The organism is Dorea sp. AM13-35 (genome assembly GCF_003473885.1).
In the GTDB taxonomy this organism is placed as follows: domain Bacteria; phylum Bacillota; class Clostridia; order Lachnospirales; family Lachnospiraceae; genus Dorea_D; species Dorea_D hominis.
The window spans coordinates 151,328-166,442 of sequence record NZ_QUCZ01000001.1 but is presented as its reverse complement, the minus strand read 5'-3'; the positions used below and the strand labels follow the sequence as shown (position 1 = coordinate 166,442).

The 15,115-nt window shown below is 41.5% G+C and carries 12 protein-coding genes; all 12 read right to left on the bottom strand.

Going from position 1 to position 15,115, the window contains the following annotated elements:
* Window positions 1-12: 12 nt before the first annotated feature.
* Entirely contained in the window at window positions 13-1,197 is a 1,185-nt protein-coding gene (gene thiI / locus DW152_RS00680; protein WP_118287756.1) for a tRNA uracil 4-sulfurtransferase ThiI, read from the bottom strand.
* Between the two features lie 29 nt (window positions 1,198-1,226).
* Entirely contained in the window at window positions 1,227-2,384 is a 1,158-nt protein-coding gene (locus DW152_RS00675; protein ID WP_117538141.1) for a cysteine desulfurase family protein, read from the bottom strand.
* 39 nt (window positions 2,385-2,423) lie between these two features.
* Window positions 2,424-3,161, bottom strand: a complete 738-nt coding sequence (locus tag DW152_RS00670; RefSeq protein WP_118287755.1) for a 16S rRNA (uracil(1498)-N(3))-methyltransferase — start codon at window positions 3,159-3,161, stop codon at window positions 2,424-2,426.
* Between the two features lie 33 nt (window positions 3,162-3,194).
* Window positions 3,195-4,151: a 50S ribosomal protein L11 methyltransferase gene (gene prmA / locus DW152_RS00665; protein WP_117538187.1), complete on the bottom strand. Its 957-nt coding sequence runs from the start codon at window positions 4,149-4,151 to the stop codon at window positions 3,195-3,197.
* Window positions 4,152-4,246: 95 nt separating this feature from the next.
* Window positions 4,247-5,845: a cohesin domain-containing protein gene (locus DW152_RS00660; protein ID WP_118287754.1), complete on the bottom strand. Its 1,599-nt coding sequence runs from the start codon at window positions 5,843-5,845 to the stop codon at window positions 4,247-4,249.
* Window positions 5,846-5,873: 28 nt separating this feature from the next.
* Entirely contained in the window at window positions 5,874-7,106 is a 1,233-nt protein-coding gene (locus tag DW152_RS00655; protein ID WP_118287753.1) for an LCP family protein, read from the bottom strand.
* Window positions 7,107-7,175: 69 nt separating this feature from the next.
* On the bottom strand, window positions 7,176-8,273 hold the full coding sequence (gene glf / locus DW152_RS00650; RefSeq protein WP_118287752.1) for a UDP-galactopyranose mutase: 1,098 nt from the start codon (window positions 8,271-8,273) through the stop codon (window positions 7,176-7,178).
* Window positions 8,274-8,369: 96 nt separating this feature from the next.
* A complete protein-coding gene (locus tag DW152_RS00645; RefSeq protein ID WP_118287751.1) occupies window positions 8,370-9,836 on the bottom strand; it encodes an LCP family protein in 1,467 nt (488 codons plus the stop codon).
* A 24-nt stretch (window positions 9,837-9,860) separates the two neighbouring features.
* The gene (locus DW152_RS00640) at window positions 9,861-11,756 is read right to left on the bottom strand and encodes a GH25 family lysozyme (RefSeq protein ID WP_118287750.1); all 1,896 of its coding nucleotides are present in this window, start codon (window positions 11,754-11,756) and stop codon (window positions 9,861-9,863) included.
* A gap of 69 nt (window positions 11,757-11,825) precedes the next feature.
* On the bottom strand, window positions 11,826-13,433 hold the full coding sequence (locus DW152_RS00635) for a GH25 family lysozyme (protein WP_118287749.1): 1,608 nt from the start codon (window positions 13,431-13,433) through the stop codon (window positions 11,826-11,828).
* A gap of 183 nt (window positions 13,434-13,616) precedes the next feature.
* Window positions 13,617-14,027 carry a GtrA family protein gene (locus tag DW152_RS00630; protein WP_021861623.1) on the bottom strand — a complete coding sequence of 137 codons (411 nt, stop codon included), beginning with the start codon at window positions 14,025-14,027 and terminating at the stop codon, window positions 13,617-13,619.
* Window positions 14,028-14,087: 60 nt separating this feature from the next.
* Window positions 14,088-15,110 (bottom strand): glycosyltransferase family 2 protein, encoded by a 1,023-nt coding sequence (locus tag DW152_RS00625; protein WP_118287918.1) that lies wholly within the window; start codon window positions 15,108-15,110, stop codon window positions 14,088-14,090.
* Window positions 15,111-15,115 lie beyond the last annotated feature (5 nt).

The following is a 15,115-nucleotide window of genomic DNA, read 5'->3' as shown; positions in this document are numbered from 1 at the left end:
TTCTTTTTTGTTTTACGGTGTTACTTCAATCACTTCTACTGTATCGATTGCTTCCTGAACCATAGCATCGATCTTCTCAGCCAATTTCTCCTCTGATCTGCGAATCACTTCTATATTCGGCTTTGTAACCGGATGTTTAGCCACAAAAATCGTACAGCAGTCTTCGTACGGCTGAATCGATGTCTCATAAGTGTCGATCTTCTCTGAAATATCTACAATCTCCTGTTTGTCAAATCCAATGACCGGACGATATACCGGAAGTGTGCATACATCATTTGTCGCTGCAAGGCTATGCATTGTCTGACTTGCGACCTGACCAATGCTCTCTCCTGTGATCATTCCAAGACATCCGTCTGCTTTTGCAAAATGTTCTGCGATCCGCATCATATAACGACGCATAATGATCGTCAGCTCATCATGCGGACACTGATCATAAATATAGAGCTGGATATCTGTAAAGTTTACCACATGAAGCTTGATCGGTCCGGAATATCTTGCTACAATCTTTGCAAGGTCTACAACCTTCTGCTTTGCACGTTCACTTGTATACGGTGGTGCATGGAAATAAGTTGCTTCCAGTCCAACTCCACGTTTGGAGATCATATAACCGGCAACCGGGCTGTCAATGCCGCCTGACAGAAGAAGCATGGCACTTCCATTTGTTCCAACCGGCATTCCACCTGCTCCCGGAATGATCTGTGAATACACATAAATCTCATTACGTACTTCAACATGCAGCATCACATCTGGTTTGTGCACATCTACATGTGTCTCCGGGAATGCATCCAGAATTGCCTCTCCCAGATCACAGTTGATCTCCATGGAAGTCTTCGGGTAAGATTTTCTCGCTCTTCTTGCTTCCACTTTGAAAGAAAGCTTCTTATCCGGATATACTTCATCCATATATGCAACGACATCTTTTTTCAACTGGTCAAAGCCCTGATCTTCCATACGGACAACCGGACAGATACCTACCAGTCCGAACACTCTTTTTAAATGCTCTACTGTATCGTCATAATCATATTCACCTTCACAGTCCACATAAATACGTGCCTGTGATTTATAAACATTGAAAGTTCCTTCTACATCTTTTAAAGCGTAACGCACCTGTCTTACAAGTGCATCTTCAAAAAGATAACGGTTCTTTCCTTTAATTCCAATCTCTCCATATTTTAACAAAAAAGTATGAAATCTCATCTTATGTCTCCTTTTCGCTTCCGGACCGGTTAGTGTCTGGTATATTTTCTAAGCACCGGTACTATATTATAAAGGGTATCCAAAGTATAGTCAATCTCTTCTGATGTAGTAAATTCCGACATACTGAAGCGAAGTGTGGCATCTAAAAATTCCTGCCCTGCTCCGATTCCTTTTAACACGCCGCTCACCTGCGGATGGTTGGAAGCGCAGGCAGATCCGGAGGATACATAGATTCCCTTTTCCTCCAGTGCATGCAGGAGCACTTCGCTTCGGATACCTGCAAATCCGACACTGATAATATGCGGCGCACTCGTCTCATCATAGAGCCCATGGATCGTCGTATTTTCAATCCTGGCAATTCCTTCGATGAAATGCTCTTTCAGCTTACGCATCTTCTGCACTTTTTCATCCAGATCCTCGTAAATTGTCTTCGCTGCAAGAGACAGTCCTGCAATACCCGGAACGTTTTCCGTACCGGAGCGGATATTCTTCTGCTGTTCTCCTCCAAACAGAATTGGTTTGATCTTCACTTTGCTGTCAATATACAGCACTCCCGTTCCTTTCGGTCCATGAATCTTATGACCGCTGATGGAGCAGAGATCTACACCCAGTTTCTTCGGATGGATCCTGTATTTGCCAAATCCCTGTACTGCATCTACATGAAACAGAATATTTTTATTATATGCTTTCACAATACTTGCCGCTTCTGCGACCGGCTGTACAGAACCAACTTCATTATTTACATACATCACAGACACCAGTATCGTTTCATCACAGAGTGCCTCCTTCAATGCCTCTAACTGCACTCTTCCATAACGGTCAACCGGAAGAAATGTAACCCGGAATCCCTGTTCTTCCAGATAGCGCATCGTATTGATGATCGCAGGATGTTCAATTCCTGTCGTGATCAGATGATTACCTGCGCGTCTGTTTGCCATTGCTGTTCCGATCAGAGCCAGATTATCACTCTCTGTTCCTCCAGATGTGAAAAATATTTCTTTTTCCTGTACTTTTAAAAGTCTGGCAAATGTCTCTTTTGCATCTTTTATATATTGTTCTGCTTCAACGCCTTTTCTGTGCAGAGAAGATGGATTGCCATAATCTTCGCACATCACATGCGCAACCAGTTTTCCGACACTGTCGTAAGCTCTGGTTGTTGCTGAATTGTCCAGATAAACTTCTTTCATGTTCTTCTCTCCTGCTTATTTTCACTATTAGCTTATGTATCATTCTTCCAAATGGAACATAAGTACCGACAACGTTGTAAGTCCCGCTGTCTCCGTTCTTAAAATCCTCTTTCCCAGTGTGATCGTATGTGCGCCTGCCGCCAGTGCCTGTTCGATCTCTGCTTCTTCAAATCCGCCTTCCGGTCCGATAAATATCCCAACGCTCTGCCCCGGCCATATTTTCTCAAGAAGTGTTTTTGTCTCTTTCATACCTTCTGCACATTCATACGGTACGAGAATGACATCCAGCTGCTTTGCCTGTTCCAGTGCTTCTTTAAATGTACACACCGGTATAACTTCCGGGATTACACTCCGACCGGACTGCTTTGCCGCACTTCTGGAAATTTCCTGCCATCGTTCCTGCTTCTTTGCTGCCTTTTTCGCATCCAATTTTACAACGCAGCGCTTCATGGAAACCGGAACAATCTGATAAGCTCCAAGTTCTACCGACTTCTGCACGATCCACTCCATCTTTTCCTGCTTTGGCAGTCCCTGGAACAGATAAATTCTGGATGGAAGTTCTGTACTGCTCTCTTCCTGCGATTCTATTTTAAGTACGGCCTCCTTATCTTCATAAGAATCAATCACACACTGGTATGTCTTTCCGGCTCCGTCACTGACTGTCACACGTTTCCCCGCATGCATACGCAGAACGTTCTTCATATGATTCACATCCGAACCATTCAGACGTATCCACTCACCTTCTGCCTGGGACGGTTCAATAAAAAAATGCTGCATCTTTTTTCTCCTGTCTGAGCTGCCTGTTTTTATTTATGCATTTTTACGTGCGACAACAGAAACCCATTCCCCCTGGTGGTTCACTTCCAGGACTTCCAGTCCTGCCGCCTTTACAGCCTCTGTTACAACTGTTTCTTTGTCCTCAATGATACCACTTGTAATATATACAGCTCCCGGTTTCATCTGGTGTACGATTACCGGAGTCAGTGGCTCCAGAACATCCGCAAGGATGTTAGCAAGTACAATGTCGTATTTTTCATATCCGACAGCATCCTGCACGTCTTTATCATCAATAATATTACCGATCATAACTTCATATTGATCTTTTGCTATACCGTTTACTTCCATATTTTCATGGGTGGCATCAAGCGCACACGGATCAAGATCTGTTCCGATGGAATGTCCTGCACCAAACTTCAGTGCAAGCATACCCAGGATACCACTTCCGCATCCTACATCCAAAACAAGATCTCCATTTTTTACATATTTTCTCAGCGCACGGATACAAAGTTGTGTTGTTTCATGCATTCCTGTACCAAAAGCTGTACCCGGATCAATGTGGATCACCAGTTTATCACTGTCTTCTGCTTTTACATCTTCCCAGGATGGAATTACAAGGATATCATCAATATAGAACTGATGGAAATACTGTTTCCAGTTATTTACCCAGTCCACATCTTCTGTCTCGGATTCCTCAATCGTTGCATCTCCTACATCTACATATGCACGCATCTGTTCCATTTCTTCCCTTACCTGTGCAAGGATCGTTCCTGCATCCAGATCCGGGTCAAGATAAAATGTGAGATAGGCAACTCCGTCATCTTCCGGAATATCTGGTAATATATCCACAAACATCTGCTCTTTGTCCTGCTGTGTAAGCGGGATCTTATCTTCAATCTGCACGCCTTCGATTCCAAGATCCGCCAGCATGCTGCTAACAATATCTTCTGCTTCAGTTGTTGTTTTTAATCGGAATTGATTCCATTTCATGATTTTCTCTCCTTCATACAATATATCATCCGTTATATTAACATTGCTCAAAAGCTCCAGCTCTTCCAAACCCAGGAACAGCCAGAGCTTCACAATTAATCAAGGTCAATGAAATCCACCTTAAAGGTATCATCATCTTCCATATGCCCTCTCTTCTTTTTCGGTGTCTCTCCGAGAAGATCATCTAAATCATCAATCGTAAGTTCTTCTCTTGGAGTATATCCGGCAAATACATTTTTATCCAGATTGCCGTAATCATCCTCTTCATAAGTAATTTCTCCGAATTCGTCTTCGTCATAAGCATCGTATTCGTCTTCAAAATCATCTTCGTCATAAGCATCTTCATACGCGTCTTCTGCATCATATGCATCATAATCATCTTCTACATATGCTTCTTCAAATGCATCTCCATCATCTACATTATCAAAATCTTCTCCGTCGTAAGTTTCAAAATCATCTTCATCTGATTGTTTTTTCTTACCAAAACGAGATTCTTTTTTATTCTTCTTTTCTTTTTTGTTTTTTACCGGTACCGGCTCTTCTTCCACATCAATACCGTACTCATCATAAAGCTCATCTAACTCTGCGTTACGGTTATGCAGTTTGATACCAAGAATAATAAGGATCAGTAAAAGAACAATTGCTCCGATTCCTCCTGCAAGAATAATCATCTGTAAATGATCATTTACAAATGCCGGAAGCTTGTTGGAAGTAGTTTTACTGGATGTATCTGTCTTAGAAGTCTCAGACGGATCATCTATTCTCTGGTAAGTATTCTCCTGGGAATCATACTGATAATATCCGGTCTCGCCTTTGTTATTCATTGCATACAGGACATAATAATCTGTACTGTCACTATTCTGCCATACCGGAAATTCTTTATCATTTAAAGTCAGCTTTGCTTCCTGATAATTCGATGGAAGCTTTACTTTGGACGTATCGCTCAGCACAACAATAGATGTACTGTCAGAAATACTGACTTCCTCATATGGAGAAAAAGTTGCATCTTCTTCATTATACATGAAAAAGTCACCTTTTTTATCACTGTCCATCAAATAACCAAGTGTAATGCCACTGTCTTCATTCTTCACCATCTGACGGTCTTCTCCGTCCAGTGAAACAGTCACTCTGGAATATCCCGTCGGAACATCATTATCTGAAAATTCATCTGTCAGCGTATAAGACTTTCCATTTACTTTTACAGTCTTATCTGCTGCATTTCCAGCTTTGCTGCTCTTGGAATCACTTTTTATCTTGGATGGATCACCCGCTGCAATCTTAACTGTTGAATTCCCCTGATCCAGTGTCAGTGTCGTACCGACATCGGACGCAATCGTTGCGCCGGAAACTTCAACCTTGGTGCTTCCTTCTTTTAACGCCTGAAACTTCATTGTAAAAGAAGTTTCTGTAGAGCCGCCGGTTCCTGTATAAGTCAGTGCTCCGCCATTTTCCTTCACACCATCTCCAGATTCAAATTTCAATGAAGCCGTATCATAGCTCAACTTCACTTCCATATTTCCAAGGCTTGAACTTGTGGAGCGTACTACACATTTCACTTCTACTTCATCACCAACTGCTGTGCTTGGATCTGTAAAAGAGATTCTTCCATCTGCTGCATGTGCAACGAAAGAAAAACAAGACACGCACAGACAGAGAGTCAATAAAGCTGCACTGAGTTTCTTAAATGCTTTCATGTTCTTTCTATTCCTCCTAAATCAACTTTTATTCTGTCCCGCCACCAGTTGTATTATTATTACTTTTACTATTTCCGGAGTCACTGGTTGAGTTTGTAATCACCGGTTTATTACTGTTATTGTTATTGTTACTATTACTGTTATTATCTGTATTCGTCTCTTCTTCTGTATTCATATTCGCCGGACGTACAACATTCGTCAGATTGGAAATCTCTGTTGAAATCATCTGCACTGTAGAAGATACCGTTTTTGTCTCGTTCGGGTACAGGAACTTATGCAATTCTTCTACATTCTCAGCCAGTCCAAGCGGTACAACAACATCTCCTGCAGTCCTGTAGATAATTCCATCCGTCTTCTCAAACGGGAAGCCCTGACTGTCACCCAGCTTATAACTTGAGGCACTCGCCGCAAGCGAAAGTACTTCTTTCAGCGAAAAACTCGTAGATACCTGCGGAAATATCTTATCCACAATCTTATTAAGTGTACCAATGTCTGCTTTAATACCTTTCTCGTACAACTTCTTAATCACAAGACGCTGTCTCTCTGTACGCTTGTAATCTCCGCCTTCCAGCTTACGAAGTCTTGCATATGTTACAGCCTGCGGTCCATCCAGTGTATAGACACCACCGCCATTTAACTTATGCGCCTTCTTCTTGGATGCTTTTGCTGTCTCACCGACATACTTATTCAGCATCTTCGCTTCCGGATCGGTTACCTGTATCTTAATTCCGCCAAGCATATCTACCACATCAGACATTGCTTTGAAATCGACGGTTGCATAATCCTGAATATCCAGGTCCAGATTCTTGTTCAGCATGTTGATTGCTGCTTTCGGACCGCCTGAAAAATATGCATGATTCGCTTTATTATAGGTATTATCATCCTGCTGCAGAAGCGTATCTCGGTAAATGGACGCCATACGGATCACACCTTCTTTGTGGTCAAGCGCTACAACTATGATTGTATCCGTGCGCGTACCGGCTTCCAGTTCTCCTTCTCTGGAGTCGCCTCCGAATAACGCTACTGTTGTATATCCTTCCTTCTTCACTCCGGAATTGATTTTAATATCATCTGAGTTAATCTCTACACGCTGGAACTTGTCATACTTCGCCATGACAAAAGCTGTTGCGGACAATGCGAGCAATATGATCACTTCGATTGCCAGTACGATTGCACGCCTTCTTCTTCTGTTCCTTCGCTTTTTTCTGGCCTTGGCAGCCTGCACTGCTTTAAGGTTTCTCTGATTCCTCTTCTTTGCCATATCAAGCCTCACTTTTCTTTTTATACAAAATACTACAATATATTACTATATTTTCGCAAAAAGTGCAACCTAAATTAACTCTTCTTTCGTAACCCGAAGAGCTTCTGCTACGACATGGTGCATATCCATGTATTTATATGTTCCAAGTCTTCCTCCAAAAATGACTTTCTTTTCTTCCTTTGCAAGTTCCTCATAAGAATGATACAGCATATTATTCTTCTCATTATTTACCGGATAGTAAGGCTCATCACCTTTCTTCCATGCTGCAGGATATTCTCTGGATATGACTGTCTTATCCTGTGTGCCAAACTCGAAATGCTTGTGTTCAATGATTCTTGTGTACGGTACTTCGTATTCCGTATAATTTACAACTGCATTTCCCTGATAATTCGGCTGATCCAGTACTTCCGTTTCAAAAGAAACACTGCGGTACTCCAGTTCTCCGAACTGATATCCATAATATGCATCGATCGGGCCGGTATATACTACTTTCTCTGCAAGTGCATCCAGTTCGTCTTTGTGTTCCAGGTAATCCACACCAAGTCTTACTTCTGCCTTTGCAAGCATCTTCTCGATCATAGCTGTATATCCACCAATCGGGATTCCCTGATAAATATCATTAAAATAATTATTATCATAAATATACCGCACCGGTAGACGTTTAATAATCTCCGGTGGAAGCTCTGTTGCGCGATGCCCCCACTGCTTCTCTGTATATCCTTTGATCAGTTTCTCATAAATATCTTTTCCGACCAGGTTGAGTGCCTGTTCTTCCAAATTCGCCGGATGCTCTGTGCGATAAGCTGCTGCCTGTTCTTCAATCTTCGCTTTTGCCTCTGCCGGTGTCACAACACCCCACAGTTTATTGAATGTGTTCATATTAAATGGAAGATTATAGATTTCTCCTTTATAATTCGCTACCGGACTGTTCGTATAACGATTGAACTCTGCAAACTGCTGTACATACTCCCAGACTTCTCTGTTGCTTGTATGGAAAATGTGCGCTCCATACTGGTGAACCTGAATTCCTTCAACTTCTTTTGTATAAATATTTCCACCAATATGATCTCTTTTCTCCACTACCAGACATTGTTTTCCTTTTTTTCCCGCTTCATACGCGAAAATGGATCCGAATAAACCAGATCCGACAATTAAATAATCATACATCGTTTTTCCACCCGTTTTTCTACATTTTTTTGTGTTTATTCTAACAAAAAAAGGATGTACATGTCAATTATGTACACCCTTTCCTTATTATTTTACTTATTCTGCTTCGTTTTCACTGCTTCCGCCTCCGGTATTGCCGTCTCCGGATTCACTGCTTCCGCCTCCGGATTCACTGTTTCCATCTCCGGTGTTACTTCCAGAGTTTCCGCCTGTACTGCCTCCGGTATTTCCACCTGTGTTGCCTCCGGTATTTCCACCTGTGCTGCCTCCGGTATTTCCAGAATGATTTCCCGAATTGTTATTCTTATTGCTGTTGTTATTTTTATTACTGTTTGTACCGCTGTTTCCGTTGTTACGATTACTGTTCGTATTATTATGGTAACTGCTGTTGTTATTCTTATAAGACCTTGTCGGTGTATACTTATTCGACTCCTGTGCCTTATCTTCCGGCGCTGTCTTATATGTCTTACTGTTCAACGTCGAACTGCTTTCTGCCTGTCTCTGTCCGACTCTTGCAACAACTGCATTGCTGATTGTCTTCACTTCACTGGATGTTTTGTAATTTTCATCATCATACAGAAACTTATGCAGTTCTTTTACATTGTTGTCCAGTTTTACCGGAATAACGATACTTCCCAGTCCGGAAATCGTATCTGTCGTTTTTTCAAATGGGAATCCGGATGAGGCACCGATCTTATACTTTGTAAAATCTTTCGCATAAGAGAGGATCTCTGCTGCTGAAAAGTTTGTCTTAATTGTCGGAAGTAATTTATCAATGATCTTGTTGATCGTAGCAAAATCTGATTTCTGTGCCTTCTCAACGATCTTCTGGATAACGAGACGCTGTCTCTCCGTTCGTGTGAAATCCCCGCCCGCTGTTGAACGGATACGTGCATAGGTTGTCGCCTGCACGCCATTGAGATGCTGTTTTCCAGGCTTGGTAACTTTCTTTGCCTTTTTCTTTGCAACTCTGGCTGTCTCACCAACAAACTTATTCAGATACTGGATCTCTTCTTTTTTCACATTTATATCCAGACCACCAAGTAAGTCTATCGTTTCTGAAATAGCTGCAAAATCCACAGTTGCAAACTTTTCAATATCCAGATCCAGATTCTTATTCAGCATATTGATTGCCTGTGTCGGACCACCGAAACTATATGCTGCATTACATTTCTGCAGGTGTCCGTCTTTGATGTCCAGAAGAGTATCTCTGTAAACACTGGACATACGTACTTCTTTTGTCTTATTATTCAGACTTGCTACAATAATACAGTCTGTTCTGGTTCCTTTTTCCAGCTCACCGCTTCTGGAATCGATTCCGAAAAGTGCTACATTCGTATAACCTTCCCCGGTCTCTTCTGCTTCTTTGTTCACCTGAATATCTGCCGCATCGATTTCCTCCGTGTCAAGTTTGCCAAGCTTGGCTGCCACAAATATCACGCCGCTTGCCGCAAGACAAAGCACCAAACTTCCCATACAGAGTGCAATCTTCTTTCCTATGCTTAGACGCGAGAACCAGTTTCCTGCTCTTCTTCTGCGTCTTCTGCGCCTCTTTCCTGCCATGTTGTACCCCATTTCTTCTTAAATTTATCTTGTCATGCCATTCTTCGGATTCGAGTAAAATCCATAAACCTTTTTCGTCCCGTTCTTCTGATATGCACGTATTTTATACTTGTACTTTGTACGCTTTTTCAGTCCTTTATCCGTATAAGAAACAGTTTTTGGATTCGTGAGCGTTTTTATCTTCTTATACGCTTTTTTCTTCGTATTATAACGGACAATCTCATACCCATCCGCACCTATAATCTGTTTCCAGCTTAGTTTTATTTTACTTCTTGAAACAGCCTGTGTCTTAAGAGATGGAAAACCAATGCGTGCTCCCGCACCGGTCTTTATGTAGCTTTTCATTACATATCCCGTCTTCTTCGTTCCGTTCAGCTTCGCTGTAACTTTATACCAGCCGCCGCGTGCTCCTGTTACCGATACTGTTTTTCCTCTTGTAAGAGTTCCCTGGCTCTTATAAGAAGTAGATGGTCCTTTGCGGAAATTCACACTGGAAACGCTGACTCTTCCTGTCTCTGCTTTCTTCGTTACCGCTTTTGCTTCTGTATACCCGCTGTATCCTTTTACGCCACTTACCGATTTATATGCACGAATCCGGTATGTATAGGTCTTAGAAGCATCCAGATCCGCATCTGTATAAGATAACGTCTTCGGACTTGTAACGGTCTTTATCGTAGTATAAGACTTCTTCACAGAATCATAACGCTGTATAATATATCCGCTTGCGTCTGCTGCCTGTTCCCAGCCAAGTGAAATCCGATTCAGTGCTGTTCCTTTTGCTGAAAGTGCGGTGCCGTCAATTCCGGTTACACCTGTAGCTGCCGGTGTGAAAGGACTGTAATCTTCCCCTGCATCTTCCTCTAAAAATGCACGCACTTTATAAGTTCCCGCCTCGCCTTTTCCAAGTCCGGTATCTGTATAAGTTGTTGCATCCGCATCTTCGATCGTTGCAATCTTTACGTATTTATCTGCTGTATTTTTCTTGAAAACTTCATAGCCGGATGCATGCTCGATCGGATCCCACTGCATCGTAATACTGTCCTGTGTTGTCTTTTTTATCTTCAAAGTTTCCTGCTGTTTTACATAACGGAAATTCATATCTACATTATTATCATTGATTCCGCTTATTCTTCCAGTCGGGCTATACTGCCAGTATTCGTATGTTCTTCCATAAGTAACTTTCGTATTATACTGTGCCAGCCAGATCTTATATTTACCATCGATCTGATCTGCATACATATCATTTGTCAGCATCGAACGATTCGCATAAACCATCGGTGTGTAGCCTTTGGATGCAACTCTTGCGCAAAACGCATTGCAGATCTTCGTCTTCTTCGCTCTGCTGAGTTTCGCAGTTGCCAGTCTTCCCAGCGTCGGCGTTACATATTCGTAATCCAGGACAATCGGAAGCTTTAATTTGTATTTGCTGACTTTTGAAATAATATAATCCGCTTCTTCTCTCGCTTCTTTCTCTGTGATCGCCTGTGAGAAAATATAAGCGCCAACCGGGATGCCCGCATTGATCGCTGCCGGAATATAATTATCTACCTGCTTGTCCGGATATAATTTTCCTTCTCCGTAAGAGCGGTATCCCGCACGGATGATCGCAAACTGCACACCGGCAGCCTTTACTTTCTTCCAATCAATATTCCCCTGATGATAAGATACATCAATTCCGGTCTGGATCTCATATCCGTCTTTAAACTTAGACGCATGCTGATATTTCGAATTGTTGATCACTGCTCTTGCTTTTGCCGAAGCAGGTGTATCATAAAATTCCGGTGCAATCTTTCCGTTCAGACGATAATCTCCCGGGTCACCATCTTCAGGTATCTCTGCGGCTTTTGTACAAAACGGAAGCATGGAAATACTTACACACATTGTCAGAAGTGCCGCCAGTATTCTTGTTCTCTTTTTCATTCTCCTTTTATAATCTCCTCATATTCTGGTATTGCCTGTCATTCCATGAAAGTTAAACTAATTTTTAATTTACAATATACTTACATAACTTGTCAACATATAGCCTGTCTTTTTCTTGCCTTTTACAGAAAATGAGATTTTATACCAGCTTCCCTTTGTTCCTATCACCGAAATCTTTGTTCCTTTTGTAAGAGTTGTCACTTTTTTATAAGAAGTTCCCGGACCTTTACGCACATTGACATTCGTTGCATTTACTTTTGCCTGACGCGATGTGATCTTCACATAATCATCTAAAATATAGCCTGTTTTACTCTTTCCGTTTATACTTGCTTTTACTTTATACCAGCTTCCACTCTTCCCAGTCAGAGTAACATTTTTTCCTTTTTTCAACTGCGCGATCTTTGCTTTAGAAATTGATGCGCCTTTACGGAAATTTACATTACTGCCTTTGATTTTTCCGGAAACCGCTTTTTTCGTAGTCGCTTTCACAGCCGAAGTATAGGAACTGTACACTGTTGTTCCGTTTGCTTTCTTATATGCACGGACACGATATTTGTATGTCGTCGCTGCATTTAAACCTGTATGATTGTAGGACACTGTAGAACCATTGCTGATCGTCTTTATTGTCTCGTAGGCTTTTTTTGAGCTATTGTATTTTTGAATCTTATAACCGCTTGCTCCGTTCACTTTACTCCAGGATAATTTTACCGTATAAAAATTCTTTCCGGATGCTTTAAGAGCCGGAGTCTCCAATGTTCCGGATGCTGTTGTGTCTGAAGTATCTTTTTTTATGTAGCGGAAGTTCATATCCACCCTTCCGCTGATTCCATCCACAGCTCCGGCCGCAGAATACTGCCAGAAATTATAATCTCCGGTATACGTCGTTTTAGATGTATAATTGGCAAGCCAGATCATATAGTTTTTGCTGATATCAGATGCATTTAACTTATTTTTCAACATATCAGCATTTGCATATACCATCGGTGTGTAGCCTTTAGATGCCACTCTCGCGCAAAATGCATTGCATATGGCAGTTGCCTTTGATTTGCTTAATTTGGCATCATAGAGACGTCCTTCATTCTTCCCGCTATCACTGTAATATTCAAAATCCATCACCAGTGGCAGTGTAATCTTATATCCTTTTACCTGGGAAATCAGAAGATCTGCTTCTGCTTTTGCCTCTGCTTCCGTCGTTGCCTGTGAAAATATGTATGCCCCTACAGGAATTCCTGCTGCAAGCGCGTTTTTCAGATTTGTCACACCTGTTTCATCGATTCCCATGGATCCGGCAGAGCCATATCCGCGGTAAGCCATACGCACCAGCGCAAACTTAACTCCGGCTTTTTTCGCTCTGCCCCAGTCAATCTTTCCATTCCATTTGGATACATCGACTCCGGTCTGGATTGTATAACCGCTCTTGAACTTATCTGCATGCTCATAGTTCGCCGTTGTTCTTGCCATTGACTGTTCACCAAAAAATTCCGGTGCAATATGTCCGGCTAATCTTCCGGCTCCCGGATCGTCTGCTCCGTTCACATTAGAAGCTTCTGTATTTTCCGTTTCCTGTGTTACTGTTGTTTCTGCCGTCGCATCCTGCGCATATACAGATGCCGGAACTGCGGTCACACAAAGTGCCAGTGCTGTCATCATTGCTACAAGTATATTCCGTTTCTTCATATTTATTATCTCCTGTTCTATTTCCCTACACCCAAATCATCTGCAGAAACTATTTCTAACAATTTCTTTCAGATAATAGCTTTACTAAAACAGAATACCGTAACAATGCGGTTATTGTCAAATTTCAGGAAGCTGTATTGGCATTTTCTATAAAATATTTTAATTATAGGAAAAAGGTGGAATTTATTCTTTTCCACCTTTAAAAACTACAAATCTCTGTCCAAAATAATTCAGTCCCACAAACAGACACATTCCTGCAAACATGGCAATATTATCTTGTATCTTTGTGCCATATCCGCTGAAGATCTGATATACACATGGCTTTGCGATACCATATGCCAGAACATAACAAATTACAATATTTACAGCAAATGTTATCACTTCGCGAAGTGATTTTTCTTTACTCCGGAACGTAAAATGTTTATTCAGAAAATAACTTACAATACTTCCTATAATATAATTGCACGCGGAAGCAATCCAGTATCCGGTATGGAATCCATTATACAGCAAAAACATTACCGCTGATCCCACCAGTGTATTGATCACTCCGACGATCAAAAATTTTATTGTTACCCAATCAATTACTTTCTTCATCTTATTTTCGTTCTTCCCTCTTTTGTTTTCTTTTTCTATTGCCTTTTATTCTCTCTCATTTTACTTTTTATCAGTTCCCATATCCTGCTTGGCATCTGTATCTTTGTAAGTACGCTCACTGATAATGTAACGTGGGCGATGCTTAGTCTCCAGATAAATCTTTCCGATATATTCTCCGATCACACCAAGAAACAGCATCTGGATTCCACCAATAAAACATACAATACAGGTTACACTTGCCCATCCCGGAGTGGTCTCTCCAACCAGCGCACCGATCACTGCCCAAAGGATTCCGATAAAGCTCAGACTTGCGACAAGCAAGCCAAAGGAAGTGATCAATCGAATCGGCTTCACTGACAGACTTGTAATCCCATCAAAGGCAAGCGCAAGCATTTTCTTTAAAGGATAATGGCTTTCTCCGGCGATACGCTCTGCTCTTTCATAATATACAGACGTACTTTTAAAACCAACAAGTGGAACCATGCCACGAAGGAAAATGTTTACTTCTTTATAATTCGCAAATTCCTGTAATACACGACTGGAAATCAGGCGATAATCTGCATGATTATAAACAACCTCTGCTCCCATCCAGTTTAATAACTTATAAAATCCTTCTGCCGTAAACCGCTTAAAAACTGTATCCGTATCTCGTTTTGAACGTACGCCATACACAACTTCACAGCCATCCAGATACGCATCTACCATATGATCCATGGCGTTAATATCATCTTGTCCGTCGCAATCAATCGAAATTGTAATATCACACTGGTCTTTTGCTTCCATAAGACCTGCCAGTACAGCATTCTGATGTCCTCGGTTCCGACTCTGGCAGATTCCAATATAATGCGGATCTTCTGCTGAGAGTTTCCGGATAATATCCCATGTTGAATCTTTTGATCCATCATTTACAAATAATATCCGGCTGTCATCTGTAATCTTTTCTTCTGTTACTAACTGCTGAATCTTTGCCAGAAACTGTTTACTGGTAATCGGCAGTACTTCCTCTTCATTGTAACACGGAATCACAATATAAAGAGTTGGTGTTTTCTCTCTGATATTCTTTATTTCTATATTGTTCTCCATATTTG

Coding starts and splice junctions, on each gene's coding strand:
- thiI (WP_118287756.1), bottom strand. CDS start 1,197: ATGAGATTTCATACTTTTTTGTTAAAATATGGAGAGATTGGAATTAAA.
- DW152_RS00675 (WP_117538141.1), bottom strand. CDS start 2,384: ATGAAAGAAGTTTATCTGGACAATTCAGCAACAACCAGAGCTTACGAC.
- DW152_RS00670 (WP_118287755.1), bottom strand. CDS start 3,161: ATGCAGCATTTTTTTATTGAACCGTCCCAGGCAGAAGGTGAGTGGATA.
- prmA (WP_117538187.1), bottom strand. CDS start 4,151: ATGAAATGGAATCAATTCCGATTAAAAACAACAACTGAAGCAGAAGAT.
- DW152_RS00660 (WP_118287754.1), bottom strand. CDS start 5,845: ATGAAAGCATTTAAGAAACTCAGTGCAGCTTTATTGACTCTCTGTCTG.
- DW152_RS00655 (WP_118287753.1), bottom strand. CDS start 7,106: ATGGCAAAGAAGAGGAATCAGAGAAACCTTAAAGCAGTGCAGGCTGCC.
- glf (WP_118287752.1), bottom strand. CDS start 8,273: ATGTATGATTATTTAATTGTCGGATCTGGTTTATTCGGATCCATTTTC.
- DW152_RS00645 (WP_118287751.1), bottom strand. CDS start 9,836: ATGGCAGGAAAGAGGCGCAGAAGACGCAGAAGAAGAGCAGGAAACTGG.
- DW152_RS00640 (WP_118287750.1), bottom strand. CDS start 11,756: ATGAAAAAGAGAACAAGAATACTGGCGGCACTTCTGACAATGTGTGTA.
- DW152_RS00635 (WP_118287749.1), bottom strand. CDS start 13,433: ATGAAGAAACGGAATATACTTGTAGCAATGATGACAGCACTGGCACTT.
- DW152_RS00630 (WP_021861623.1), bottom strand. CDS start 14,027: ATGAAGAAAGTAATTGATTGGGTAACAATAAAATTTTTGATCGTCGGA.
- DW152_RS00625 (WP_118287918.1), bottom strand. CDS start 15,110: ATGGAGAACAATATAGAAATAAAGAATATCAGAGAGAAAACACCAACT.